The sequence below is a fragment of the Streptomyces sp. RB17 genome, assembly GCF_009604455.1.
GTDB lineage: Bacteria > Actinomycetota > Actinomycetes > Streptomycetales > Streptomycetaceae > Streptomyces.
Window position 1 is genome coordinate 600,252 of record NZ_WEGL01000002.1, and the last position, 24,720, is coordinate 624,971.

General features: G+C 73.0%; 28 protein-coding genes and 1 pseudogene. 15 read left to right on the forward strand and 14 right to left on the reverse strand.

The genetic code is table 11. The features are described 5' to 3' along the window. The first annotated feature begins 45 nt into the window (after nt 1-45). Both SRB17_RS09630 and SRB17_RS09635 read left to right on the forward strand, forming a co-directional pair. On the forward strand, nt 46-1,023 hold the full coding sequence (locus SRB17_RS09630; RefSeq protein ID WP_153536761.1) for an ArsR/SmtB family transcription factor: 978 nt from the start codon (nt 46-48) through the stop codon (nt 1,021-1,023). A 687-nt stretch (nt 1,024-1,710) separates the two neighbouring features. Then, nucleotides 1,711-2,592 carry an LLM class F420-dependent oxidoreductase gene (locus SRB17_RS09635; protein WP_153536763.1) on the forward strand — a complete coding sequence of 294 codons (882 nt, stop codon included), beginning with the start codon at nt 1,711-1,713 and terminating at the stop codon, nt 2,590-2,592. Between the two features lie 58 nt (nt 2,593-2,650). On the opposite strand, the gene SRB17_RS09640 is transcribed toward SRB17_RS09635, so the two are convergent. Continuing rightward, a complete protein-coding gene (locus SRB17_RS09640) occupies nt 2,651-3,214 on the reverse strand; it encodes an NADPH-dependent FMN reductase (RefSeq protein WP_153536765.1) in 564 nt (187 codons plus the stop codon). A 103-nt stretch (nt 3,215-3,317) separates the two neighbouring features. On the opposite strand from SRB17_RS09640, the gene SRB17_RS09645 reads away from it, so the two are divergent. Further along, on the forward strand, nt 3,318-3,998 hold the full coding sequence (locus SRB17_RS09645) for a TetR/AcrR family transcriptional regulator (RefSeq protein ID WP_194293957.1): 681 nt from the start codon (nt 3,318-3,320) through the stop codon (nt 3,996-3,998). A 363-nt stretch (nt 3,999-4,361) separates the two neighbouring features. On the opposite strand, the gene SRB17_RS09650 is transcribed toward SRB17_RS09645, so the two are convergent. From SRB17_RS09650 to SRB17_RS46060, 3 genes and pseudogenes are all read right to left on the reverse strand, one after another. After that, complete coding sequence (locus SRB17_RS09650) at nt 4,362-5,507, reverse strand: FAD-dependent oxidoreductase (RefSeq protein WP_153536767.1); 1,146 nt, start codon at nt 5,505-5,507, stop codon at nt 4,362-4,364. 17 nt (nt 5,508-5,524) lie between these two features. Further along, on the reverse strand, nt 5,525-6,187 hold the full coding sequence (locus SRB17_RS09655; RefSeq protein WP_153536769.1) for a TetR/AcrR family transcriptional regulator: 663 nt from the start codon (nt 6,185-6,187) through the stop codon (nt 5,525-5,527). Nucleotides 6,188-6,234: 47 nt separating this feature from the next. After that, nucleotides 6,235-6,351, reverse strand: a pseudogene (locus tag SRB17_RS46060) (DUF3291 domain-containing protein); the annotation flags it as partial. A gap of 102 nt (nt 6,352-6,453) precedes the next feature. On the opposite strand from SRB17_RS46060, the gene SRB17_RS09665 reads away from it, so the two are divergent. Then, on the forward strand, nt 6,454-7,467 hold the full coding sequence (locus SRB17_RS09665; RefSeq protein WP_194293958.1) for a LacI family DNA-binding transcriptional regulator: 1,014 nt from the start codon (nt 6,454-6,456) through the stop codon (nt 7,465-7,467). Between the two features lie 161 nt (nt 7,468-7,628). Continuing rightward, a complete protein-coding gene (locus SRB17_RS09670) occupies nt 7,629-9,065 on the forward strand; it encodes an aldehyde dehydrogenase family protein (RefSeq protein WP_153536773.1) in 1,437 nt (478 codons plus the stop codon). A gap of 12 nt (nt 9,066-9,077) precedes the next feature. On the opposite strand, the gene trxA is transcribed toward SRB17_RS09670, so the two are convergent. Further along, entirely contained in the window at nt 9,078-9,461 is a 384-nt protein-coding gene (trxA, locus tag SRB17_RS09675; RefSeq protein ID WP_153536776.1) for a thioredoxin, read from the reverse strand. A gap of 143 nt (nt 9,462-9,604) precedes the next feature. On the opposite strand from trxA, the gene SRB17_RS09680 reads away from it, so the two are divergent. Further along, nucleotides 9,605-11,035, forward strand: coding sequence for a dihydrolipoyl dehydrogenase family protein (locus SRB17_RS09680; RefSeq protein WP_153536778.1), 1,431 nt, complete (start codon nt 9,605-9,607; stop codon nt 11,033-11,035). Between the two features lie 16 nt (nt 11,036-11,051). Here the strand turns inward: SRB17_RS09680 and SRB17_RS09685 are convergent, their stop codons facing one another. Further along, nucleotides 11,052-11,696 (reverse strand): peptide deformylase, encoded by a 645-nt coding sequence (locus SRB17_RS09685; protein ID WP_153536780.1) that lies wholly within the window; start codon nt 11,694-11,696, stop codon nt 11,052-11,054. 139 nt (nt 11,697-11,835) lie between these two features. On the opposite strand from SRB17_RS09685, the gene SRB17_RS09690 reads away from it, so the two are divergent. From SRB17_RS09690 to SRB17_RS09700, 3 genes are read left to right on the forward strand one after another with little or no spacing between them, the layout of a single operon-like run. Further along, complete coding sequence (locus SRB17_RS09690) at nt 11,836-12,258, forward strand: BlaI/MecI/CopY family transcriptional regulator (protein WP_153536782.1); 423 nt, start codon at nt 11,836-11,838, stop codon at nt 12,256-12,258. A gap of 6 nt (nt 12,259-12,264) precedes the next feature. Beyond that, nucleotides 12,265-13,203 carry a M48 family metalloprotease gene (locus SRB17_RS09695; RefSeq protein ID WP_153536784.1) on the forward strand — a complete coding sequence of 313 codons (939 nt, stop codon included), beginning with the start codon at nt 12,265-12,267 and terminating at the stop codon, nt 13,201-13,203. 14 nt (nt 13,204-13,217) lie between these two features. Then, nucleotides 13,218-13,793, forward strand: coding sequence for a GNAT family N-acetyltransferase (locus SRB17_RS09700; protein ID WP_153536786.1), 576 nt, complete (start codon nt 13,218-13,220; stop codon nt 13,791-13,793). Nucleotides 13,794-13,845: 52 nt separating this feature from the next. Here SRB17_RS09700 and SRB17_RS09705 read toward each other — a convergent pair whose 3' ends face one another. From SRB17_RS09705 to SRB17_RS09730, 6 genes are all read right to left on the reverse strand, one after another. Then, entirely contained in the window at nt 13,846-14,193 is a 348-nt protein-coding gene (locus SRB17_RS09705; protein WP_323375413.1) for a tetratricopeptide repeat protein, read from the reverse strand. A 62-nt stretch (nt 14,194-14,255) separates the two neighbouring features. Continuing rightward, on the reverse strand, nt 14,256-14,711 hold the full coding sequence (locus SRB17_RS09710) for a MarR family winged helix-turn-helix transcriptional regulator (RefSeq protein ID WP_153536788.1): 456 nt from the start codon (nt 14,709-14,711) through the stop codon (nt 14,256-14,258). Continuing rightward, the gene (locus SRB17_RS09715) at nt 14,708-15,196 is read right to left on the reverse strand and encodes a MarR family winged helix-turn-helix transcriptional regulator (protein ID WP_153536790.1); all 489 of its coding nucleotides are present in this window, start codon (nt 15,194-15,196) and stop codon (nt 14,708-14,710) included. Before SRB17_RS09715 ends, SRB17_RS09710 begins: the two co-directional genes overlap by 4 nt. 109 nt (nt 15,197-15,305) lie before the next feature. Continuing rightward, complete coding sequence (locus tag SRB17_RS09720) at nt 15,306-15,965, reverse strand: GNAT family N-acetyltransferase (protein ID WP_153536792.1); 660 nt, start codon at nt 15,963-15,965, stop codon at nt 15,306-15,308. Next, a complete protein-coding gene (locus SRB17_RS09725; RefSeq protein ID WP_153536794.1) occupies nt 15,958-16,773 on the reverse strand; it encodes an alpha/beta fold hydrolase in 816 nt (271 codons plus the stop codon). Before SRB17_RS09725 ends, SRB17_RS09720 begins: the two co-directional genes overlap by 8 nt. Before the next feature lie 184 nt (nt 16,774-16,957). Beyond that, nucleotides 16,958-17,653 carry a class I SAM-dependent methyltransferase gene (locus tag SRB17_RS09730; protein WP_153536796.1) on the reverse strand — a complete coding sequence of 232 codons (696 nt, stop codon included), beginning with the start codon at nt 17,651-17,653 and terminating at the stop codon, nt 16,958-16,960. Between the two features lie 22 nt (nt 17,654-17,675). Between SRB17_RS09730 and SRB17_RS09735 the strand changes: the two genes are divergently transcribed. The 5 genes from SRB17_RS09735 to SRB17_RS09755 all read left to right on the forward strand — a co-directional run bounded on the left by SRB17_RS09735 (nt 17,676) and on the right by SRB17_RS09755 (nt 21,725). Continuing rightward, a complete protein-coding gene (locus tag SRB17_RS09735; RefSeq protein ID WP_153536797.1) occupies nt 17,676-17,861 on the forward strand; it encodes a hypothetical protein in 186 nt (61 codons plus the stop codon). Then, nucleotides 17,852-19,087, forward strand: coding sequence for an MFS transporter (locus SRB17_RS09740; protein WP_323375241.1), 1,236 nt, complete (start codon nt 17,852-17,854; stop codon nt 19,085-19,087). Before SRB17_RS09735 ends, SRB17_RS09740 begins: the two co-directional genes overlap by 10 nt. 277 nt (nt 19,088-19,364) lie before the next feature. Then, nucleotides 19,365-19,844 (forward strand): inorganic diphosphatase, encoded by a 480-nt coding sequence (locus SRB17_RS09745; RefSeq protein ID WP_153536799.1) that lies wholly within the window; start codon nt 19,365-19,367, stop codon nt 19,842-19,844. A 21-nt stretch (nt 19,845-19,865) separates the two neighbouring features. Then, the gene (locus tag SRB17_RS09750; protein WP_153536802.1) at nt 19,866-20,693 is read left to right on the forward strand and encodes a DUF6461 domain-containing protein; all 828 of its coding nucleotides are present in this window, start codon (nt 19,866-19,868) and stop codon (nt 20,691-20,693) included. 204 nt (nt 20,694-20,897) lie between these two features. After that, the gene (locus tag SRB17_RS09755; RefSeq protein ID WP_153536804.1) at nt 20,898-21,725 is read left to right on the forward strand and encodes a ZIP family metal transporter; all 828 of its coding nucleotides are present in this window, start codon (nt 20,898-20,900) and stop codon (nt 21,723-21,725) included. An 80-nt stretch (nt 21,726-21,805) separates the two neighbouring features. On the opposite strand, the gene SRB17_RS09760 is transcribed toward SRB17_RS09755, so the two are convergent. Further along, nucleotides 21,806-22,162 carry an ArsR/SmtB family transcription factor gene (locus SRB17_RS09760; RefSeq protein ID WP_153536805.1) on the reverse strand — a complete coding sequence of 119 codons (357 nt, stop codon included), beginning with the start codon at nt 22,160-22,162 and terminating at the stop codon, nt 21,806-21,808. Between the two features lie 70 nt (nt 22,163-22,232). Here SRB17_RS09760 and SRB17_RS09765 point away from each other — a divergent pair, with 70 nt between their 5' ends. Next, on the forward strand, nt 22,233-23,330 hold the full coding sequence (locus SRB17_RS09765; RefSeq protein WP_416237035.1) for a cation diffusion facilitator family transporter: 1,098 nt from the start codon (nt 22,233-22,235) through the stop codon (nt 23,328-23,330). Between the two features lie 11 nt (nt 23,331-23,341). Here SRB17_RS09765 and SRB17_RS09770 read toward each other — a convergent pair whose 3' ends face one another. Continuing rightward, a complete protein-coding gene (locus tag SRB17_RS09770) occupies nt 23,342-24,496 on the reverse strand; it encodes a site-2 protease family protein (RefSeq protein ID WP_323375242.1) in 1,155 nt (384 codons plus the stop codon). Between the last annotated feature and the right edge of the window lie 224 nt (nt 24,497-24,720).

A 24,720-nucleotide genomic window follows, 5' to 3' on the forward strand; every position in this document is an offset into this window, starting at 1 on the left:
CACGCCCTGCGCGGGCGGTTGGCGAAGGATGTAGACGGGGGCTAAATGATCAGCTTTCGGCTCGGGGCCGACGACCTCGCCGACACCCGGTTCGCCGTCTCCCCGCTCAGCCAGCTGATGGAGAGCCTGCGCGTCCTGCGCGCCCCCGCCCTGCACCCCCTGCACCGCGGCTGGCGCCGCACCGTGCTCGGCGCCCTCGACCCCGCCGATCTGCCCCTGCTGTCGGCCCTGGTCGGTCCGACCCTGGCCCTGCCCGACTTCCTGACGCCCCGGCCCACCGGCTACGCCCCCACGCTGGACGAGGAGTTGACCGGCGTACGGGCCACGCCACCGGAGGTCGTACGACGCGACCTGCGCGCCGCGCACGCCCCGCGCCCGCTGCCAGGCGCGCTGCGGCGGGCCGACACCCCCGGTGACGGTCCCGTCCTCGAACTCCTCGACGCCCTCTGCCTGTTGCTGCACCGCTACTGGCAGACGGCCCTGCTGCCCCACTGGCCCCGGATCCGGCTCGTCCTGGAGGCCGACATCACCCACCGCGCGGGACAGCTGGCCACGGGGGGCGCACGCTCGCTCTTCTCCGGTCTGCATCCGAACCTCGGCTGGCGGGACGGCGTCCTGACCGTCGACAGGATGATCGGCCGGCACGCCATCGACGGCGCCGGACGGGGTCTGCGGCTGGTCCCGTCGGTGTTCGCGCACAAGCCGGCGCCCCCCATCAGCGCCGACGCGCCGCCGATGCTCGCCTATCCGGGCCGGGGCACCGCCACCCTGTGGGAACCGGAACCCGCACCCGACGCCTCCGCGCTCACCTCCCTGCTCGGCGCACCGCGCACCACCTTGCTGCGGCTGCTCGGGGAACCCCTGCCCACCGTGGAACTCGCCCGCCGGCTGGGCGTGACCCCGAGCGCCGTCTCCCAGCACCTGCGCGTCCTGGACGCCACGGGCCTGGTGACCCGCGCCCGGGACGGCCGCCGGGTGCTGTACCGGCGCAGCGAGCTGGGGGAGCGGTTGGTCGGAGGGTGAGGGGTGCTGGTGGGTGCGTGGTCGGGCTGGTGGGTGCGGGGCACGAGGTGCGCGTGCTCGGTGGGTGGGCGTGGAGTGATGGGGGAGGCGAGTGCTCGGCGGGCAGGCGTGGGGCCATGGGTCGGGGGTGTTCGGTGGGTGCGCGTGGGGTGATGGGGGATGTGCGTGTTCGGTGGGTGGGCGTGGGGCCGGGGGTCGGGGGTGTTCGGTGGGTGGGCGTGGGGTGATGGGGGATGTGCGTGTTCGGTGGGTGGGCGTGGGGCCGGGGGTCGGGGGTGTTCGGCGGGTGGGCGTGGGCGATGGGGGAGGTGCGTGGGCGGCGGGGTGTGCGCGAGGCCATGGGCCGGCGCGTGCTCGGCCGGTGGGCATGGGGCATGGGGTTGGCTCGTGCTCGGCCGGTGGGCGTGGGGCATGGGGTTGGCTCGTGCTCGGCCGGTGGATGGGGGTGACGGGGTAGGCCCATGCTCGGCCGGTGGGTGGCCGAGGTGGCCGTCGTGGCGGCCCGCTTCCGTCGGGCTGGTGATCCTCGGGGGCATGCGGTGCGCGGCCGGCGTGGGCGGACCGGCGTGCGACGGGAAGCGCTCCTGTCCGGCCAGGATGGTCCGCCCGTGTCGGTTGACTTCGAGCGCGCTCCAGCGCCTAGCGTCGAAAGCCTCGAGCGAACGGTCCGGACGGACGGAGACGACCATGCGCGTGGGTGTGCACATCAACCGGTTCGACCATCCCGGGGGCGGGCCCGCGCTCGGCGGCGAACTCGCCGCCGCCGGTGCCGCCGCCGAGGCGGCCGGGGTGAGCTGGCTGTCGGTGATGGACCACTACTTCCAGATGGAGTTCAACGGCGGCGCCGAGGCCCCCATGCTGGAGGCGTACACCACGCTCGGCTACCTCGCCGCCCACACCTCCGGTGTCCGACTCGGCGCCCTGGTGAGCGGGGTGACGTACCGCCGTCCCGGGCTGCTCGCCAAGATCGCCACCACGCTCGACGTCCTCTCCGGAGGCCGGGCCACGCTGGGCATCGGAGCCGCCTGGTACGACCGCGAACACCACGGCCTCGGCGTGCCGTACCCTCCGCTCGCGGAACGTTTCGAGCGGCTGGACGAGACGCTGCGGATCTGTCTGCAGATGTGGGACCCGGACGACAACGGCCCGTTCGAGGGGAGGCACTACCGGCTCGCGGAGACCCTGTGCGTCCCCGCGCCGGTGAGCAGCCCGCACCCGGAGATCATGATCGGCGGCGGCGGAGAGAAGAAGACCCTGCGGCTGGTGGCCCGCTACGCCGACGCGTGCAACCTCATCCCGTCCTCGCCCGAGGAACTGCGCCACAAGCTGAAGGTGCTGCGTGGCCACTGCGAGAGCGTCGGGCGGGACTACGACACCATCCGCAAGACCGTCGCCCACACCGGCGAGCACGCCACCGCGGGCGACCTCGACGCCTTCCTGCGGGACATGGAGGGCTACACCAAGCTCGGCATCGACACGATGATCCTCTGCCCCCGGCTCGGCGCGACCTCCGCGTGGATGGAGCGCTTCGCGGCCCCGGCGGTGGAGCGACTGGCCGGCCTCGACTGAGTCGCGGGAACGCGACAAGGGGCCGGACGGATCCGGCCCCTGCCTGCTGGGATGCGGCTCAGGCGGCCGCGACCTCGCCCACGTTGCCGTGCAGACGGGCGACGACCTCGGTCAGCTGGGCGGCGACCTCGGCGTCGTCGACCGGGTGGGTCTCGGCGAAGCGGGTCACCGAGCCCGGGATGGACAGCTTGATGTCCTCGATCACCTTGCCGCCGGCGATGCCGACCGCCTTGCGGGTCTCGTCCTGCGCCCACACGCCGCCGTACTGGCCGAACGCGGTGCCGATCACGGCGACGGGCTTGCCGCCGAAGGCGCCGGCGCCGTACGGGCGGGACAGCCAGTCGATGGCGTTCTTCAGGACGGCCGGGATGGTGCCGTTGTACTCGGGGGAGAAGAGCAGGAAGGCGTCGGCGGACTGCGCGGCCTCGCGCAGCTTGGCGGCGGTGGCCGGGACGCTTCCCTCGACGTCGATGTCCTCGTTGTAGAAGGGGACGTCGGCCAGGCCCTCGTACAGCACGACCTCGGCGCCCTCCGGAGCGAGCTTGACAGCGGCCTCGGCGAGCTGGCGGTTGTGCGAACCCGCGCGAAGGCTGCCGACGAGCGCGAGGATGCGAACAGACATGGGGAACACTCCAAGAGGGTGAAACATCGCCGTTTACGATCCGGACCGAGGTCCGCTTAGATTTGTATCACCCTAACCGGACCGTGGTCCAGTTTTGTTCCCCATGCTTTACGCTGTCTTCATGCCCAGCGCGCTGCCGCCGTTCCCGCCACCCCAAGAGCCCCTCGAAGCCCCTCAGTTGCTCGAGGTCGGCATGGGGCCCGAGGAACCATGCCTGCGTGCCGACGCCGCGCGCAACCGGGCCCGGCTGCTGGAGGCCGCCTCCCGGCTGATCGCGGAGCACGGGGTGGCCGGGGTCACCATGGAGGCGGTCGCGGTGGCGGCCCAGGTGGGCAAGGGGACGGTGTTCCGCCGCTTCGGCGACCGCACGGGGCTGCTCATGGCCCTGCTCGACCACTCGGACCGGAAGCTGCAGGCCGACTTTCTGGGCGGGCCCCCGCCGCTGGGGCCCGGGGCGCTGCCCCTGGAGCGCCTGCGGGCGTTCGGCGTGGCGGTGCTGTACCGCTCGGTCGAGCAGCTCGACCTGCAGCTGGCCGCCCAGACGGAACCGACCCGCCGGTTCTCCCACCCGGCGGTCACCGCGCTGCGCACGCACGTCACGATGCTGCTGCGGCAGATCGTGCCGGACGCCGACTGCGAACTGCTGTCCCAGACCCTTCTCAACTCGCTCGACCCGGCCCTCATCCACCACCAGACCAGGCAGTGCGGGATGCCCATGGAGCGCCTGGAGGCCGGCTGGATCGACCTGGTCGCCCGCGTCACCGGCACCCGCCCGCCCAGCTGAGCTCCGGTCGGCCGGGCGCCCGGCCGAGGCTCGCACGAGGCCGTCCCGCTCGGCGCCGGCCCACGGTCCGCACGAGGCCGAGCCCGGCACGGCCACCACGTGGTTCCGTCGCTGGACGCAGGCCTTGCCACCCCACGGCCGCCTCACCGAGAGCATCGGCCTGGCCGCCCCGCGAACCGTGCCGCTGGGCCTGGGTCTGTTGCCTTGTCTGCCTCGCGGGGCCGCGGCTTGGCTGTTCCGCGAACCCTGTCGCTGGGCCTGGGTCTGTTGCCCTGTCCGCCTCGCCTGGCCTCGGCTTGGCCACCCGCGGTCACCGCGCTCCGCGCTCCGCGCCGAGTCGCCTCCATCGCCGCCCCGCCCCGGTCAGTCGCTCCGGGTTGCGAACATGTCGAGCAGCCCCTGTGGTGCGTCCGGGCGGAACAGGAGCGCGGCGCTCTGCGCCGACTCCGCCGCGGACCGTTCCGCGCGCTCGAACATCCGGTCCTCGTACGCGGTCAGCGCTGCCTCGGTGTCGGCGGGGTGCGCGACCAGGGCGAGGGCCAGTTCGGCGCCGTCGAGCAGGGCCAGATTGGCGCCCTCGCCCGCGAACGGCGACATCAGATGGGCCGCGTCCCCGAGCAGGGTGACCCCGGGCACCCGGTCCCAGCGCTGGCCGACCGGCAGTGCGTGGATCCGCCGGGGCACCAGCGCCCCGTCCGCGTCGGCGACCAGGCTCCGCAGGCTCTCGTCCCAGCCGTCGAACTCCTTCAGTACCGCCGTCTTCGCCGCCTCGGTGTCGCCGAAGTCGATGCCGTCCAGCCAGTCCTCGGGCGCCTCGACGGCCGCGTACACATGCAGACTGCCGTCGCTCTCGCGGTGCGCGAGGAAGCCCCGGCCCGCGCCGAGCGCGAACAGCATCCCGCCGCCGACGACCGCCGCGCTCTCCGGGTGGCGCAGATCCGCCTCCGTCAGGTCGGCCTCGACGAACGACACACCCGTGTACGCGGGCCGGGCCGGGGAGAGCAGCGGGCGGATGCGGGACCACGCGCCGTCCGCGCCGACCAGCAGGTCCGTGGTGAACGCGGTGCCGTCGGCCAGGGCGACCTCGTGTCGGCCGTCGCCCATCGATCGCGCACCGGTGACCTTGGCGCCCCAGCGGACCGTGCCCTCGGTCAGTGAGCCGAGCAGCAGCTCACGCAGGTCCCCGCGGTCGATCTCGGGCCGGCCGCCGGAGCCGTCGTCGTCCTCGGCGAGCCGGACGGTGGCGTGCCGGTCGAGGACGCGCAGGGCCTGGCCACCGGGGTGGACCAGTTTCCGGAACTCCTCGTGCAGCCCGGCCGCCCGCAGCGCCTCCTGGCCGGAGTCCTCGTGGATGTCGAGCATGCCTCCCTGGGTCCGGGCGGCCGGCCCGGGGTCCAGGTCGAAGAGGGCGGCTGCTATGCCGTGCACCTGCAGAACACGGGCGAGCACGAGCCCGCCGAGGCCCGCGCCGACGACGGCGATCGGGTGGTGGGGACAGGTGGTGCTCATGGGGGCCTCCTGGCCGGTCAGTCGGGTACGGCGGTGCGCTCGATGCCGTTGATCAGGGTCCGGAAGGCCCACGAAAGGCGGGCCTCGGGCGTGCCGGCGAGCAGTGCGTCGGCGCTCGCGGCGATGTGCGGATGGGTGTCGGACGGCGCCTCGCGCAGGGCGCGGGCCAGCGCCCGCCACTCGCCGGGGGTGTCCTCCCCGGCGTGCTCGGCGGCGGTCGCGGTGGCGTGCTGCAGCAACAGGTCGACGCCCCACGCGGCCTGCGCCCGGGGCACCCCGCCCGACCGGAGCAGGTCGAGCAGGGTCTCGACGAGCCGCAGATAGTTCGGCCCGCTCGGCCACGCGGTCAGTGCCGAGCGGGCCAGGCTCGGATGTTCCAGGAGCATGGCGGTGTAGGCGGTCAGCACCTTCTCCAGCCGCTGCCGCCAGTCGCCCCCGGCCGGGACCGGGGCGACCGAGCCGAGCAGCTCGTCCAGGACGGCCGCGTGCAGTTCGTCCGTGTTGCGGACGTAGACGTACAGCGAGGCCGGGCCGGTATCGAGTTCCTGCGCCAGTCGCCGCATCGTCACCTTGCGCAGTCCTTCCGCGCGCAGGATCGCGACGGCGGCGGCGACGATGCCCTCCCGGGTCAGGGCGGGCTTGGCGGGACGCTCGCGACGGGAGCGGGGAGAAGCGGCCATGACTCCACCGTAACGAACACGTTCGTTACGAACAAGTTCGTCACCTGCTGACTGATCTTCCGGTAGACGGCCTCACCAATGTCGTGGAACTCGCGCGTGAGAGGTGCGGGATCGGCGAGAGGTGACTTCAGGACGCCGAATGTGTACAGAACAAGGTGGGGCATCTGCGAGCAGCATCGACAAACCGCTCAACAGGTCGCCGCAGATTTCGTCGAACCGTGAACCACGTCGACCCGCTTCTTCCCGGCCCCCGCCCCTCTGCCAAGATGCGGTCTGTCATGGTGCAGATACCGAACACGCCCACGAGTGCCGATGTGGCCCGCCTGGCGGGCGTCTCGCGCGCGACCGTGTCCTATGTCCTCAACAACACCAGCGCCGTACGGATCAGCGAACCGACGCGCCGCCGCGTGCGTGAGGCCGCACGGGAACTGGGGTACGTCCCCCACGCCGCCGCCCGCAGCCTGCGCGCCGGACACAGCCGTATGGTCCTCATGCCCGCCCCGGCGATCCCGGTGGGCCCGCTCTACAGCGGGTTCCTCAATGAACTGCAGGGGGAGCTCGGCCGGCTCGACTACACCGTCGTGCAGTACGGCGCCGTCGGCCTCCAGGGCGACGAAGCGGCCCGCGCCTGGGCGGAGTTGCGGCCGGTCGCCGTCCTGGTGCCCGGTGCGGGACTCGGGCCGCAGGGCGTCGGGGTCCTCAAGCGCTCCGGTGCCCGGGCGGTGGTCACCCTCGGCCCCGGACGTGTCGACGGCGCGCACGCCCTGCTCATGGACCACGACGCCGTCGGTGAGTGTGCGGGCGCCCATCTCCACGCCCGGGGCCGGCGCCGGATCGGTGTGGTGGTGCCCGAGGAGTCCGGTCTGGAGGTGTACTCCCGGCCCCGGCTCGCCGGTGTGCGCCGGGCGCTGCGCGGCACGGATGCCGCCGTGACCGGGCTCCCGCTCGCGTACACGGAGGAATCCGCCAGCCAACTCGCCGCCCGCTGGGGGGAGTTGGACCTCGATGCGGTGTTCGCCTACAACGACGAGTACGCGATGCTCCTGATGCGCGCCCTGCAGGACGCGGGCGTGCGCATCCCCGAGGACGTGGCGGTCATCGGCGCCGACGACCTGATGCTCGGCCGGCTGCTGCGGCCCCGGCTCAGCACGGTGCACATCGAGCTGCCCTCGGGCCGCGACCTCGCCGAACTGGTCGACCGGGCGGTCCGCGACCCCGGCGCCGAGCCCGAGGTGCACAAGGTTCTTGGCGCCTCGGTGGTCCAGCGCGAGTCCACTTGACGGCGGGCCTCGGCGGCAGCCGGGGCGCAGGTGGCGCCGGCGGGGTACAGCTCCCGGTGGTGACGGGTTCCGGGGCGGCGTCGCCCGATGTAGTTTCGTGCTCAACCAAGTAGGGTCGAGCGCAGAGTTCCGTACCGCACGGCGATCGATCGGAGAGCCGAATGCCGCTGCTCGACCCGAAGACCTGGCAAGCCCGCAGCCTTGCCGGACCCGCCCACACCGTCACCGAGCCCGCCACCGGCGACGCCCTCGGCACCGTCGCCCTCGCCGCCCCCGAGGACGTCGGCCGCGCGGCGCGAGTCGCCCGCGCCGCCCAGGCCGGCTGGGCCCGGACGCCGCACTTCCAGCGGGCCCAGGTGCTGCGCCGGGCGGGTGACTTGTTCACCGAGCATGCCGACGAACTGCGCGAGTGGCTCGTACGCGAGTCCGGATCCGTGCCGGGCAAGGCGGACTTCGAGCTCCACGTGGCCGCCCAGGAGTGCTACGAGGCCGCCGCCCTCGCCTCCCGTCCGACCGGCCAGGTGCTGCCCAGCGAGGCCGCCCGGCTGTCGTACACCCGCCGGGTCCCGGTCGGCGTGGTGGGTGTGATCGCCCCGTTCAACGCGCCGCTGATCCTGTCCATCCGCTCCGTCGCGCCGGCCCTCGCGCTCGGCAACGCGGTGGTCCTCAAACCGGATCCGCGCACCGCCGTCTGCGGCGGCCTCGCCCTCGCCGCCGTCTTCGCGGCGGCCGGTCTGCCCGAGGACCTGCTGCATGTGCTGCCCGGCGGCGCGGAGACGGGTGCGGCGCTGGTCGAGGACCCACTCGTCCCCGTCATCTCCTTCACCGGATCCACCGCGGCGGGCCGCGCGGTCGGCGAGGCGGCCGGCCGCCACCTCAAGCGGGCCCACCTCGAACTGGGCGGCAACTCGGCCCTGATCGTGCTGGAGGACGCCGATCTCGACGCCGTGATCTCCACGGCGGCCTGGGGCTCGTTCTTCCACCAGGGCCAGATCTGCATGACCACCGGCCGGCACCTCGTACACGCCTCGCTCTACGACGAGTACGTCGAACGGCTCGCCGCCAAGGCCGACTCGCTGGCCGTCGGCGACCCCCACCGCGAGCAGGTCCACCTCGGCCCGGTCATCGACGCGGGGCAGCTCGCCAAGATCGACGGCCTCGTGCGTACGAGTATCTCCCGCGGCGCGAAACTCACCGCGGGCGGCACCCACGAACAGCTCTTCTACCGGCCGACCGTGCTGGCCGACGCGGGCGACGACACCCCGGCGTACGCCGAGGAGGTCTTCGGCCCGGTCGCGCCCGTCCGCTCCTTCGCCACCGCCGACGAGGCGGCGGCCCTTGCCGCGGACAGCCCCTACGGCCTCTCCCTCGGCATCGTCGGCCGGGACACCGCCCGGGCCCTCGACCTGGCCGAGCGGATCCCCACGGGCATCGTCCACGTCAACGACCAGACCGTGAACGACGAGGCGGTGGCCCCCTTCGGCGGCGTCGCCGCGTCCGGTACCGGCGCCCGCTTCGGCGGTGAGGCCAATCTGGACGCCTTCACCGACCTGCGCTGGACGACCCTGCGCGGCGACGTGGCGCCGTACCCGTTCTGAGAGGCCTCTGGGCTACTGGGCGGCGCCCCCCTGGGCCTCCTGAGCCGCGATGTCCTTGCGGACCTGGTCCATGTCCAGCTTCCGGGCCTGCCCGATGAGGTCCGTCAGCGCGGGCTCGGGCAGGGCGCCCGGCTGGGCGAAGACGGCGACCTTGTCGCGGACGATCATCAGCGTCGGGATCGACTGGATGCCGAAGGCCGCGGCCAGCTCCGGCTGGGCCTCGGTGTCCACCTTGCCGAAGACCAGGTCCGGGTTGTCCTCCGCGGCCTTCTCGTACACGGGTGCGAACTGGCGGCACGGCCCGCACCAGGCAGCCCAGAAGTCGATCAGAACGAAGTCGTTGTCGGTGACCGTCTGGTCGAAGTTGTCCTTGGTCAGCTCCACGGTGCTGCTCATGCCCTGAGTCCCTACTTCCTGGTGCGGGGGTGTGCCGACGGCGGAAACACGGCCGTCGGACCGCCTATTCCACACGTGCACGTCTGTGTTCCGCGCACGTACCCATGTGGCCGTCGCGCACACCACCCACCAGACTGAACCCCATGACGGAAACGGAATCCATCGCGTACGACGTCGTGGTGCTCGGGGCCGGGCCCGTGGGGGAGAACGTCGCCGACCGCACCCGCGCGGCCGGCCTCACCACCGCGGTCGTGGAGAGCGAGCTGGTCGGCGGCGAGTGCTCGTACTGGGCGTGCATGCCCAGCAAGGCCCTGCTCCGGCCGGTGATCGCCCAGGCGGACGCCCGCCGCCTGCCCGGCCTCGCCCCGGCGGTCCAGGGCCCGCTCGACACCCCGGCCGTCCTCGCCCGCCGGGACGAGTACACCTCCCACTGGAAGGACGACGGCCAGGTCGGCTGGCTCGACGGCATCGGCGCCGACCTGTACCGCGGCCACGGGCGGCTCGCCGGCCCCCGTACGGTCACCGTGACGGCCCCCGACGGCACGGTCGAAACCCTCACCGCCCGGCATGCCGTCGCCGTCGCCACCGGCACCCGCGCCTGGCTGCCCGACCTGCCCGGCCTCGCCGAGGTGAACCCGTGGACCAGCCGCGAGGCGACCAGCGCCGGGGCCGCCCCGGCCCGGCTGATCGTCGTCGGCGGCGGTGTCGTCGCCACCGAGATGGCCACCGCCTGGCAGGCCCTCGGCTCCCGGGTCACCCTGCTGGTGCGCGGCAAGGGCCTGCTGAACCGTATGGAGCCGTTCGCCGGGGAACTGGTCGCCGAGGCGCTCACCCAGGCGGGCGCCGACGTCCGCACCGGCACCTCCGTGGAGTCCGTCACCCGTGAGAACGGCACGGTCGTGGCCGTCACCGTCGCCGGCGACCGGATCGAGGCCGAGGAGATCCTCTTCGCCACCGGCCGGATCCCGCACACCGACGACATCGGCCTCGACACCGTCGGCCTGGAACCCGGCTCCTGGCTGGGCGTCGACGACACCCTCCGCGTCACGGGCACCGACTGGCTGTACGCGGTCGGTGACGTCAACCACCGCGCCCTGCTCACCCACCAGGGCAAGTACCAGGCCCGCATCGCCGGCGCGGCCATCGCCGCCCGCGCGGCCGGCGACACCGTGCAGGTCGAGTCCTGGGGCGCGTACACGGCCACCGCCGACCACCACGCCGTACCCCAGGTGGTGTTCACCGACCCCGAGGCCGCCGCGGTCGGCCTCTCCCTCGCGGAGGCCGAACAGGCCGGCCACCGCGTCCGCGCCGTCGACGTCGAGTTCTCCGCCGTCGCGGGTGCGGGCCTGTACGCCGACGGCTACAAGGGCCGCGCCCGGATGGTGGTCGACCTGGAGGACGAGATCCTGCGCGGCGTCACCTTCGTCGGCCCCGGCGTAAGCGAGCTCATCCACTCGGCGACCGTCGCCGTCGCCGGCCGGGTGCCGGTCAGCCGCCTGTGGCACGCGGTCCCGTCGTACCCGACGCTGAGCGAGGTATGGCTGCGACTGCTGGAGTCGTACCGCGACAAATAGCCCTCGGCAAAGGAAGTCACGGCAGCTCGAAGCCGAGCGCCTCGGCCGCCGCCTCGGGTGTCGGCCGGTTCCACAGCGCGGCGACCGCCTCGTTCGTGGACAGCGAGCGCGGTTCGGCGCGGTCCAGGTAGAGGGTGCCGTCCAGGTGGTCCGTCTCGTGCTGGACGATACGGGCGGGCCACCCGGTGAACACTTCGTCCAGCGCCCGCCCGTGCTCGTCCTCGGCGCGCAGCCGCACCTCGGCGTGCCGGGCCACCACCGCCTGCCAGCCCGGAACGCTCAGGCAGCCCTCGAAGAACGCGGCACGAGCGGTGCCGACGGGCTCGTAGACCGGGTTGACCAGGACACGGAAGGGCTGTGGCACCCGGCCCCGGGCCACCGCGACCTCCTCGGGCACCGGCGCCGGATCCTCGACGACCGCGATCCTGAGCGGCACGCCGACCTGCGGTGCGGCCAGGCCCACACCGGGTGCGGCGTGCATGGTGACGCGCAGGGCCTCGACGAAACGGGCCAGCAGGGCGGGGCCGAGCTGGCCGTCGTACGGCTCGGTGCCGCGCCGCAGCACCGGCTGCCCGGCGGCGACGATGGGCAAGGGGCCGCCGGCGGCGAGGAGTTCCTCGACCCGCTCGGCGAGCGGTGCGTGATCACGGAGAGGGGCCATCGCGTCAGCATGCCATGCCGGGCGGCCGCCGACGGGTGCACCCTGGTCATGGCGCCGTGACGTAGCGTGGTCCCTCACGCAGGCGCCCACTCGGGCGTCCGGGAGATGAACCGGAGCCATACGAGAGGGAGAACGGGACATGGCGCGGGAAGGCGGCCGGGCCCGGCGGCGCGGCCAGGGCGAGTTGGAGGGCCAGGTCCTCGGCGCGCTGCGCGAGGCGGACGGACCGGTCACCGCGGCCTGGGTGCGGCAGCGCCTCGGCGGCGACCTCGCCCACACCACCGTCGTCACCATCCTGACCCGGCTGCTGGCCAAGGACGTCGTCGCCCGCGAACGCCGGGGCCGCTCCTTCGTCTGGACGCCGACCGCGGACGTGGCCCGCCTCGCCGCCCTGCGGATGCACCGCCTGCTCGACGGCCAACGGGACCGCGAGGCGGTCCTCGCCAGTTTCGTCACCGCCCTGCCGCCCGGCGACGAACAGGTGCTGCGCGCCCTGCTCGACGCGGCGGACACCGGTCTGCCGCGGTCCGCGGACACGGGGGAGGGCCGTACGGAAGACTGACGGCCCATGGGGGTCTTCGGGGTCTTCGTCTTCCTGCCGCTGGTGCTGCCGCTGTCCGCCTGGCCGGTCGCCCGGCTCGCCGAGACACGGCTGCATCCACGTGCCGCGACCCGGCTGCTGACGGCGGTCGCGGTCGTCATGGCCGGGTGCAGCACGCTCTGCCTGGGTCTTCTCATGGTCGTCGCCACCGCCCGACTCCCCGGCAGCCCCCTCCCGGACGCCTGGTCCGACCCGCAGGTTCGGGCCGTCGTACCGCACGACGAGTTCGCGGGCCGGGCCGCCGTCCTCGCGCTCGCCCTGGTCGCCGCCGGCTGCGCCCGCACGCTGCTCCGGCACCGCCGGATCACCCGCCGTGCCCGCCGGGCCCTCGCCGCACTGCCCGGCCGGACGGTCGCGGTCCTGCCCGACAGCACGCCGTACGCCTACGCCCTGCCCGGCGGCCGGGGCCGGATCGTCGTCACCACCGGGCTGCTGACCGGGCTCGCCCCCGCCGAGCGGCGCGCCCTGTTCGCCCACGAACGCGCCCATCTGGCGGCCCGGCACCACCGCCATCTCCTCGCCGCGCACCTCGCCGCGCGCGCCAACCCCTTTCTGCGGCCGCTGCGTACCGCCGTCGTCTACACGGCCGAGCGTTGGGCGGACGAGGAGGCGGCGCGGGCGGTCGGCGACCGGCGCACCGTCGCCCGCGCCATCGGCCGGGCGGCCCTGCTCTCCGCCGGCACCCCCGCACCCACCCTGGCCGCGCTCGCGGCCACCGGTCCCGTGCCGCGCCGGGTGGCCGCGCTGCTGGCGCCCGCACCCGTGGCCCGTACCTGGCCGCCTGTCTTCACCTCGGTCGGCCTCGCCGTCTGGGCGGCCACCGCCGGGGCACTGGTGTCCGCGATGTCGTCGGCGAACTCCGCCGTCACCCTGTACCTGCTCCTGCACCCGACGGCCCCGCTCTGACCCGAAGGACAGAGATGACGTTCTCCGTACGGCCCCTGACCCCGGACACCTGGCCCGACTTCGCCCGGCTGGTGGCGGAGCACGACGGAGTCTGGGGCGGCTGCTGGTGCATGGCGTTCCACGAGGAGGGCGTCGGCCGCACCAGGACGCCCGAGCAGAACCGGACGGCGAAGCAGACACGGGTCCGCGAGGGCAGGGCACACGCGGCCCTGGTGTACGACGGCCCCGACTGCGTCGGCTGGTGCCAGTTCGGCCCGCCCGCCGAGCTGCCCCGGATCAAACACCGCCGCGCCTATGATGCGGCCGCCCCGACCCCGCCCGACTGGCGGATCACCTGCTTCTTCGTGCACCGCGCCCGGCGCCGCACGGGAGTGGCCTCGGCCGCGCTCGACGGCGCCCTGCGCGAGATCGCCCGGCTCGGCGGCGGCACGGTGGAGAGCTACCCGCAGGACACGGAGGGCGCCCGGGTGTCGGCGTCCTTCCTGCACAACGTCACGGTCGCCCTGTTCGAGAGCCGGGGCTTCACCCGCACGCGACGCCTGGGCAGGAACCACTGGGTGGTGACACGGACGATTCGGTCTTCCGCCTGAGCCATGACGAGGACCCGGCCCCCTGCCGGGAACCGGGTCCTCGTTCTGCCGCTCACTCCTGCGGGAAGTCGCCCGCGAGCGCCGAGGCGATCCGCAGGTGCCGCTCCGCCTCCTCGTGCCGGGCCTGCCGCTGGAGCGTACGGCCCAGCATCAGCCGGGCGTAGTGCTCCACCGGGTCACGCTCGACGACGATCCGCAACTCGGCTTCCGCGCGGCGCAGTTGGGCCGAGTGGTAGTAGGCGCGGGCCAGCAGCAGCCGGGGTCCGGTCTGCTCGGGCACCTCCTCGACGAGACCGGTCAGCACCTGCGCCGCGCCCGTGTAGTCCTTGGCGTCGAAGAACTGCTGCGCGCGCTCCCAGCGCTCGGCCGGGGTGCCGTGGTCGTAGTACGTGGTCTCCACTTGCGTCTCCACTCGTGACCTCCTTCGAGGGCCACAACGGAACGTGTTTGTTCAATATTCCACTAACCCTGCCGGGCCTCCAGGGCGGCCAGCTCCGCGTTGGCGCGTTCGGTGATCAGACTCAGCACCCGGCCGGTCACGGCGCGGTCCTCCTCGGAGATACCGGCGTAGATCCGGGCCGTCAGCGGTGCCGTCTCGGTGGCGGCCTTGGCGTACAACTCCCGGCCGGCGTCGGTGATGTCCATGCGGGACCCCTCCGCCACGACGAGCAGCCCGGCGGCGATCAGCTCCTCGATCGTCTCGTGAGCGTCCGCAGCGTCGACCTTCACCGCGTCCGTGACGCCGTCGATCAGCGCGGCGCGCTCGACCGGGCCGTCCGCGACGGCGACGAGCCGCAGGGTGACGTTCTGCAGGAAGGTGGTGCCGTAGGGGGCCAGTACGCGCTCCAGAACGGCGCGCGCGGCGTAGTGGGCGAGGGCGATGGTGCGAGGGTCGACAAGGGGTGCGGCGCTGGTCATGACTGCTCCGTCTCGTGATCGGTGGTGCCGAACGGGTCAAGCGGTGCGTCGAGCAGGATCGTCAGCTCCCGGGTGAACTCCCGTGCGCGCGGACCGTCGAGGCCGCCGAGCGGTGCCAGCAGCTGCCGCAACAGCCCCTGGACGACGTCGATCGCCTTCCGGGTGACCTGACGTCCCTGCTCGGTGAGTTCCAGCTGTACGGCGCGCGGGTCGTCGGGGTCGCGGGTGCGCTCGAGCAGGCCGGCGGATTCCAGGCCGCGGGCCAGCTTGGAGACGTACAGCGCCTCCAGGCCGGTGTGATCGGCGAGCCGCCGCTGGCTGGGTCGCAGACCGGAGCGGTGCATGCCGTACAGCGACGCCACCAGTGCGTACTGCGCGTGGGTCAGGCCCAGCGGGGCCACCGCGCGATCCACCGCGACCCGCCACTTCATGGACAGCCGCCACACCAGGAAACCGGGTGTGGCTCCTTCGGGAGCCTTGCTCATGGTGAATACAGTACATGGCTACTATGTACATGGCTACTATGTAGAAGCGCTGCCAGGTCACGTCGTCGCCGTATCCGCAGCACCGCCGTCAAACTGTCAGGTGAGTGGTTCAGGTTGTCGGTGCTGAGGTGGCGGTCCGGGTCCGGGCCAGTCGGCGTTCCAGGCGGGCGCGGCAGTCGGGCCACTCCGTTGCGGTGATCGAGAAGATCGCGGAGTCACGGAGCAGGCCGCCCTCACCCGGTGCCCACGAGCGGGACCAGTTCCGCAGTACGCCCTCGAACCGTGCGCCCACGCCCTCGATCGCCGCCCGTGAACGGCCGTTGCGCGCGTCCGTCTTCAAGTCGACGCGCGCGACACCCCAGTTCTCGAAAGCGTGCCGGAACAACAGGAACTTCGCCTCGGTGTTCAGCCCCGTGCCCTGGGCCGAGGCAGCCAGCCAGGTGAAACCGACCTCGATCGCGCAGAGACCCTCACCGCTCGGCCAGGGCCGCGGATCCCAGTAGGCGGTGGCCCCCACGGCCCGCCCCGACGACGTCTCCACCTGCGCGTACGGAGCCAGCTTGCCCGCGGCGGCACGGGCGAGCTGCATGTCGATGTACTCCTCGACCTCGGCCGCCCGCGGCACCCAGGTGAACGTATAGGCGCTCCGGTCCTCCTCGGCCGACGCGGCCAGGTCCGCGGCGTGGCGATGGTCCAAGGGCTCCAGGCGCACGAGCGCTCCCTGCAGAACCGGACCCTCCAGCGGCAGGGGCGGGCGCGGCTCAGCCATGCTCGGCCACCTGTGTGGTGAGGAAGTCCAGCAGCGCGGTGTTGAAGGGCCCGGGGTGCTCGGCGTTGGGCAGATGCCCCGCCTTCTCGACGACGACCAGGGTCGCGTGGGGGACGAGGCGATGCATCGCCTCGGCGTCCGCGACGGGCGTGTAGACGTCGTCCGCGCCGACGACGATCAACACCGGTTGCCGTACGGCGGCCAACGTGTCCCGGTAGTCGGGGCGTTCGGCCCGCCCACGCAGTGCCGCCGCTGCGCCACGGGGGTCGGTGGCGCGCATCATGCCCAGGACCCGCTCGGCGACATCCGGCATCGCGGCGACGTTGTACGGGGCGAGCATCTTGTCGATCACCTCGCCCGCGTAGCCGTCCATCCCCTCGGCGAGGAGCCGGTCGGCCATCCGGTTGCGGAACTCCTTGCCCTCGTCGGTCTCGGCAGGTGCGGAGGTGTCGGACAGCACCAGCGCCTGCACCCGCTGCGGGTGACGGCGCTGGAACTCCATGGCGATCTGACCGCCCATGGACACGCCGCCGACCACGGCCCGCCCGATGTCCAGGTGGTCGAGGAGCGCGGCGAGGTCGTCGGCGAAGTCGGAGAGGAAGACCTTTCCGAGGCTGACGCTGCTGCGGCCGTACCCGCGCAGGTCGGGGGTGATGACCCGGTACCCGGCTTCGGTCAGCGCCTTGGCCTGGGGTGCCCACAGGGTGCGGTCGAAGGGGTGCCCGTGGATCAGCAGGACCGGCAGTCCCGCCGAGGGGCCGAGATCGTCGTAGTGGATGGTGGCGCCGCGCAGGGCTATGGCGTTCATGTCAGGCACACGATTCCGTGATCGGCAGGTCGGCAGAGGTGTGTTGCTGATGGCCCGGCCCCTCGACTGGGAGCAACGGCCAGTGGCAGCCTAAACCTTGCCCTTGGGGGCAAGGTCAACATCGGCGCCCCCGGCCGTACTCCGCATCGACCGCCGCACCCGCGTCCGGCAGGGCTTCGACGGCTCATGGGCGGCGGAGCCTGACGGCCAGGAAATGCGGCTGCCGGTGGGTCTTCTCGTAGCGACGCGGATCGGCCGGGCGCGCCGCCTCCGCCGCCCGCGGTTCCTCCAGCGCCTCCAGGACGAATCCGGCCCCCAACAGCTCGCCGAGGAACCGCTCCAGCGTCATCCTCCAGTAGCTGAGGGCGAAACCGTCGCCGAAAGGCAGCTCGACGCGTTCGTGAGCGAAGTAGGAGCCGCCGAAGTACCCCCAGTCGCCGGTGGGATGGGTTGTGGAGACGAGCAGGGTGCCACCCGGCCGCAGGACGCGCCGGCTCTCGGCGAGGAGTTGTCCGCGTGCGTCGATGTGGTGGTAGACGAGCGCCATGACGACCAGGTCGAAGGACTCGTCCGCCAGAAAGGCCAGCGGCTCCTCCAGATCGTGACGGTGCAGGGGGACACCGGCCCCGAGCCGCTCCCGCGCGGAGTGCAGCAGGCTCTCGCTCCCGTCGACCCCGACGACCTGAGCGGCTCCCCGGGTGAGGAGATCCGCGGCGTAGTGGCCGGCCCCACACCCGAGATCCAGGACCCGGAGTCCGGTCACATCACCGGCGAGCCTCAGCATGGCCGGTCGATCCGTGTGCGCGTGGTACGTGCTGTCCGTGGCCTGCGTCGCGAACTGCTCGCCCATCTCACCGTGATAAGCGGTCTCGGCTGTCATCGGAGCATTCTCCCAGCCGGACGTGCTCACGTACCGTGCCGCCGGATCGGAAACCCGCCTGCCCGGCTCGGCTCTCTCGTACGGGACGCTTCTGCTGGTGGAGGATGGGGCGGAGTTGTTCGTCGCCGCCGACGTCGTCGCCGGCGTGGAGGCCGGCCCGGGGGCGGCGTGGGTCGGTGTGTCGTTCGCGGAGGCGATGTGGACGTGAAGCAGTCGGTGTCCGAGCACGGGGAGGCGGATCGGCCGTCGGTGCCGATGGGGCCGTGGCGGTTCGTGGTCTGGTTCGGCACGGTCAGTCTGCTCGCGGATTTCGTGTACGAGGGCGCCCGTTCGATCACCGGGCCGCTGCTCGCCTCGCTCGGCGCGTCGGCCCTCGTCGTCGGCGTGGTCACCGGCGCCGGTGAGGCGGCGGCGCTGGGGCTGCGGCTGGTGTCCGGCCCACTGGCCGACCGCACGCGCCGCTTCTGGGGGCTGGCGATCGCCGGGTACGCCCTGACGGTCGTCTCGGTGCCGCTGCTGGGTGTGGCCGGGGTGCTGTGGGCGGCGTGCGTGCTGGTGATCGCCGAGCGGGTCGGCAAGGCGGTGCGCTCGCCCGCGAAGGACACGCTGCTGTCGCACGCCACCGCCGCCACCGGCCGCGGCCGCGGCTTCGCCGTCCACGAGGCGATGGACCAGATCGGCGCCCTGGTCGGTCCGTTGCTGGTGGCGGGCGTGCTCGCGCTGACCGGGAACGACTACGCGCCCGCGCTCGGTGTGCTCGCCATCCCCGGCATCGCCGTACTGCTGCTTCTGCTCTGGCTGCGGGCCCGGGTGCCGGACCCGGAGGCCTACGAACGCGAGGTGACGGCCGCAGCACCCGCGGCACCGGACGCGCGGGAGGGCCGGGACGGGCGACTGCCGAGGGCGTTCTGGACGTACGCCGGCTTCACCGCGGCCACCACGACCGGGTTCGCCACCTTCGGCGTGCTCTCCTACCACCTGGTCCAGCGCCATCTGCTGTCCGCCGCGTGGGTTCCGGTGCTGTACGCGGCGGCGATGGCCGTGGACGCCGTCGCGGCGCTTGCCACGGGCTGGCTGTACGACCGGCACGGCCCACGCGTGCTGGTCGCCCTGCCCGTGCTCACGACGGGCGTGGTGGCCCTGGCGTTCACCGACACGCTCGCCGTCGCGGTCGTCGGGTCGCTGGTGTGGGGTGCGGCGATGGGCATCCAGGAGTCGACCCTGCGCGCGACGGTCGCGGACCTGGTGCCCAGCGGACGGCGCGCGACCGCGTACGGCCTGTTCGCCGGCGTCGTCGGCGCGGCGAGTCTGGCCGGCGGCGCGCTGACGGGCGGCCTGTACGGCTACTCGATCCCCGTGCTGATCACGGTGGTTGTCGCCATTCAGGTGCTGGCCGTGGTGTTGTTGCTGGTCACGAGGATGAACCGCCGCTGAGTGGGTGGCCGGCGCCGGCAAGGACACTTGGCGGCGCCGTCGCGACCCGCGACCGGCGGTGAGCCCGGTCGCCGTCCTCCTGCCCGCCACGGCACGAACCTGAGCCCCGCATCCCGCCGGGGCCCGCAGGGGCCCGCCCGCCCCCGGCTGGTTGCCGCGCCCGCCGTACGGAAGGAGACTGCTGGTATCCGGCGATCGGGCTCGCCGCCCATCGCGCCGACGCGGTGCCGATGGCCTTCACCCACTGACCACGCTCACGTCTGAGGAGGTCAGGGCCATGCCCCGGATCACCGTCGACATCGACGCCACCGCTTCCTCCACCATCCGCACGTCCGACGACGGCGCCTCCGGCCGCCTCACCTCAACGGGCTGGCCGGTCGGACACGGACGCATCCCCGACACCCTCGACGACGCCGGGCTGCCCCTGGACGCCCTGGTCCTGATGGCCGAACCCGCCCTGGCCGGTACCACCGTGCCTGCCTGGCCGCTGGGCGTCCTGCACCGCATCGGCGCACAGGCCGTGCCCGTCGCCCCGGTGCTGCTGTGCGTGGCCGAGGATCCTTCCTTCATCGGCCTCGTCGACACCGACGACCTGCCCCGCTGGCACGCCGAAGGCGACGCCTGGGCCGCCGTTCTGGCACGCCTGCGCCACCAGGCCGTCGATCAGGTCACCGACTGCGGCAGCCGCGCCGAGGCCGAGCATCTGATCAGCGACGCCCATCACGCCTACGAGCGGCTCACGGGATGCCTCGAATGAGGTTCGCGCAGACTGTGGTGCATGAGTTCCGTGACCGCACATGACTATGCCTGGATACGTTCCTCTGCGTTGTTCCGGCACACGCTGGAGACCGGGTACACCCTGACGCTGGTGCGGGGCGTCGCTCCGAGCCGGGTGCTGCGGGTGATGGAGGCGGAGCCCCAGGGCATGTGCACAGGAGCGGACGCGCTGATCGAGCGGCAGGATGAACTGCTCGACGCGGCGGACTACTGGGACGAGTCCTTCCTCGCGGGCGCGTTCACCGTCTGGGGCGAGGGCGGCGACTGGACGCTCGTCCTGCACATCGGAGACGGGGGCATGGGGATGCGGTCGCGCTTCCTGGAGGCCCTGTCGGCGGGTGGGCGCGCCGTGGTGCACTCCAGCAACGGGGGCAAGCCCATGCACTTTTTCCAGTGGTACGAGGACGGGGACCTTCGGACCACCTTCGAGTGGCCCACCGTCAGGGACGGCAGCACTCCCGATGCCCTGAACCCGGTGATGCGTGAGGTCGGTTTCGCCTGGTCGGACGACGAGGGCCAGACGTCGGACAACGAGGGCGAGACGGGCGAGCGCGTCGACACCAAGGCGGCGGTCTTCGCTCTCGCCGAGCGGCTGACCGGGGTTCGGGTGACGGAGACCCTGCTCCAGGAGGCCGAATACCAGCTCGGACACGTACCCGAGGAGCCCGCCGAGGAGTGGACCGGCATCGTCATCGACATCACCGACGCCCACGGGGAACGCTTCTACAGGGAAGTCACCCGCGACGAGGTCGAGGGCGGCATGGCCCGCGCTCGCGCCGAAGCCACGGGACCGATCGTCATCCGCGGGCCTTCATCGCCCGCTCCCTGACCGGCAGTGCGCCGGTGGCGGCGCCGCCGCAGACCGGCGCCGGTCCGGGGCAGGAGGACACCAACCGGCAACGGATCCGCCAAGATTCCCCCAAGCGCTGGACGGAGCACCCTTAGGTAAGGCTCGCCTAACCTATGCTGACGTCGTCCCCAGGCAGCCCGCCCCCACCAGGCCGCCGTCAGAGCACGACTCGGAGTTCTCCCCATGTCCAGCGCCAACATTGCCCTGCTCGGCGCCATCGCGGGCCTCACCATCTACCTCGGCCTCCCGCTCGGCCGGCTGCGCACACCGACGCCCCGCCTGAAGGCCGGGCTGAACGCCGTCGCCATCGGCATCCTCGTCTTCCTCGTCTGGGACGTCCTCACCCACGCCTGGGAACCCGTCGACGAGGCGCTGAGCGACCACCACTGGGCGACGGTCGCCTCCGGCGGACTCGTCCTCGCCGCCGGGCTCACGGTCGGACTCGCCGGGCTGGTGTACTACGACGGCTGGACCGCCCGCCGCCGGGCCGCCGCCAACCGTCCCGCAGGTCCCGGCGCCGCCGCGGCGACGGAGCTGGCTCCGAAGACCCGCAGCCAGGCGGCCTCCCTCGCGCTGATGATCGCGACCGGCATCGGCCTGCACAACTTCGCCGAGGGCCTGGCGATCGGCAACTCCGCCGCCAAGGGTGAACTCTCCCTCGCCGTGCTGCTCATCATCGGCTTCGGCCTGCACAACGCCACCGAGGGCTTCGGCATCGTGGCACCGCTCGCCGCCGAGGGCGAACGTCCCACCTGGGCCACCCTCTTCTGGCTCGGCCTGATCGGCGGCGGCCCCACCTTCCTCGGCACCCTCGTCGGCCAGCACCTCGTCAACGACACGCTCTCCATCGCGTTCCTGGGCCTGGCCGCCGGCTCCATCCTCTACGTCGTCATCGAACTCCTCGCCGTGGCCCGCAAGGCCAACCTGAAGACGCTCACCACCTGGTGCGTCCTCCTCGGTCTGCTCCTCGGCTTCGCCACGGACGCCGTGGTGACCGCGGCCGGAGCCTGAGCCTTCCCGCGCGGGGCCTGCTGGAGCACCTCCTCAGGCCTCGCCGCGACCCCACCCGCTGATCCTCTCGTTACCGGGCGTCAGTCGTGGGGCGGCAGGTGGCCGATCTGGTGGTCGGCGATGCTCAGTGCCTCGTCGACCAGGCGGCGCAGGTGTCCGTGCCGCAGGGCGTACACGACCCGGCGCCCCTCCTTCCGAGTGGTCACGAGCCCGGCAAGGCGTAGCCGGGCCAGATGCTGGCTGACCGACGTCCGCGTGGCGTCGGTCGCCCCGGTCAGCGTCGTGACGTCGGCCTCCCCCTCGCCGAGCCGCCGCAGCAGAGCCAGACGGGTGCGGTCGGCGAGCAGGCCGAGCACCTCCACCGCGACCGCCAGGCGTTCACCTTCGTCCGCTTGATGCGAGGGGTGCGCACCTGATAGATGCATGCGTGCGTTCATGTGCACATAATGAGGGGCAGCAGTACCGGCGTCCACCTCCGACCGGCCCGCCGTCCGAGAAAGGCGCATCGTGACCGAGCACACCCACACCCACGAACCGCACGGGCACCATCACGGCGGCCACGGCCACGGCCACGGCCGCGGGCACGACCATGACCACCCGCACGGAGGCGGGCGATGGCCGAAGGTGCGGCACCAGCTCGCTCACCTGGTCACTCCGCACAGCCACGAGGCGCGGGACAAGGTCGACCCCGCGATGGAGACCTCCCGCGAGGGGATGCGCACCCTGTGGCTGTCGCTCGCCGTCCTCGGGGTGACCACCCTGGTCCAGGCGGTGATCGTCGCGGTGTCCGGGTCGGTCGCGCTGCTGGGCGACACCATCCACAACGCGGCCGACGCGCTCACCGCCGTACCGCTCGGCATCGCGTTCCTCCTCGGGCGGCGGGCGGCCAACCGCCGCTACACCTATGGATACGGTCGCGCCGAGGATCTGGCCGGCATCGCCATCGTGCTGACCATCGCCGCCTCCTCGGCGCTGGCCGCGTACGAGGCCGTCGACCGCCTGCTGCACCCTCGCGACATCAGCCACCTGTGGGCCGTCGCCCTCGCGGCGCTGGCCGGCTTCGTCGGCAACGAGTGGGTTGCCCACCACCGCATCCGCACCGGCCGCAGGATCGGCTCCGCCGCGCTGGTCGCCGACGGCCTGCACGCCCGCACCGACGGCTTCACCTCCCTGGCCGTCCTTCTCGGTGCCGGTGGCGCCGCCCTCGGCCTGCGCTGGGCCGACCCGGTCGTCGGGCTCCTGATCACCGGCGCCATCCTGATGGTGCTCAAGGACGCCGCCCGCGAGATCTACCGGCGCCTGATGGACTCCGTCGACCCCGCCCTGGTCGACCGCGCCGAGCGGGCCCTGCGCACCGTCGAGGGCATCGAGCGTGTCGGCTCGGTGCGGATGCGCTGGATCGGCCACTCCCTGCGCGCCGAGACCGACATCGTCGTCGACCCGCAGCTGAGCGTCGCCCGGGCCCACGCCATCGCCGTCGAGGCCGAACACGCCCTGATCCATGCCGTGCCCCGGCTGACCGCCGCCACCGTGCACACCGACCCGCATCCCACTCCCGGCACCGGCGACCCCCACGCGGTTCTCGGCCACCACGCCACGCACTGACTCCAGCGAGGTCAGGGCACTGTCCTGAGTCCCGCGCCCGGCGGTGCCGTCGAGGAGAGCCAGGCGATGACCCGGCTGACGTCGGAGCTGGTGACGATGCCGACGACACGACCGTCCGCCAGCACCAGGGCACGGCGGGCTGGGCTGGCGTCCAGGGCCGGCAGGAGCTGGACCAAAGGGTCGTCGGGGCCGGCGGTGGGGATGTCGCCGAGGGGCACCATCACGGCTTCGAGCGAGGTCGACTCGCGCTCTTCCAGCGGCACTTGCCCGGCCTGCCGTACGCTGACCAGGCCCACGGGACGCCCTGCCGGATCCGTGACCGGGAAGGCCGAGTGCCGATAGCGCCACGGCGGACTGCTGAGGAACTCCTGGACTCTCGTCCCGACCGGAGCGGTCACCGGATCCGCGCTCATCGCCTGCCGGACCGGCACGGAGCGCAGCAGTTCCCGCAGTTTCGCCTGGCTGCCCTCCACCGTCGCCATCGCGACCATGAACCAGCCGATGAGCAGCAGCCACACGCCGCCCGCGAATCCGCCGGCCAGGGCCTCGTACACGCCGACCGCGACCAGGATCCAGCCCAGCGCCCGTCCGGCGCCGGTGGCGACCTCCGTGGCGCGCAGCCGGTTGCCGGTGCGCCACCACACCAGCGCGCGCAGCAGCCGGCCTCCGTCCAGGGGCGCGGCGGGCAGCACGTTGAACACCGCCAGCAGGACGTTGATGCCCGCGAGCCAGGCCAGCGCCTCGATCAGCAGTCCCGGGCCGCGCAGCGCGTGCGCCCACCAGGTCAGCAGGGTGAAGATCCCGCCCAGCAGAAGGCTCACCAGGGGGCCGACGCCCGCGATGCGCAGTTCCGCCGTCGGGGTCGGCGCCTCGTTGTGCAGACGGGCCGCCCCGCCCAGCAGCCACAGCGTGATCTCGTCACCGCCGACGCCGTTGCGGTGAGCCACCAGGAGGTGGCTGATCTCGTGGGCCAGCAGGGCCAGCAGGAAGACCACGGCCGTCGCCAGCGCCGTCAGCCAGTAGGCCCAGGCCGGAGCGCCGGGGTGAGCGCGGGGCAGGCGCCCCTCCGCCAGCCCGACTGTGATCAGCGCGAAGATGACCAGGACACTCCAGTGCACGCCGACGCGGATGCCCGCCACACGGCCCAGCGAGAACGTCGCGCCCACGGCCGGTACCTCCTTCGTCGCGGCGCACGAGTACCCCGGCGGCACACGGCGTATCCGGGCGCGGCATCACCACGGACGGCGGACGCGCCGAGCAGGTCGGACTTCGGCATCCGCGACCGCCCCCGGCCTCGGTACCGCGGCCAGCCTCCGGCTCCACCTGGCCCGGGACGCCGAGTGCATGCGGTCGGGACGCGACTGATCACCGCCGCGCGTCACCGGTCTTC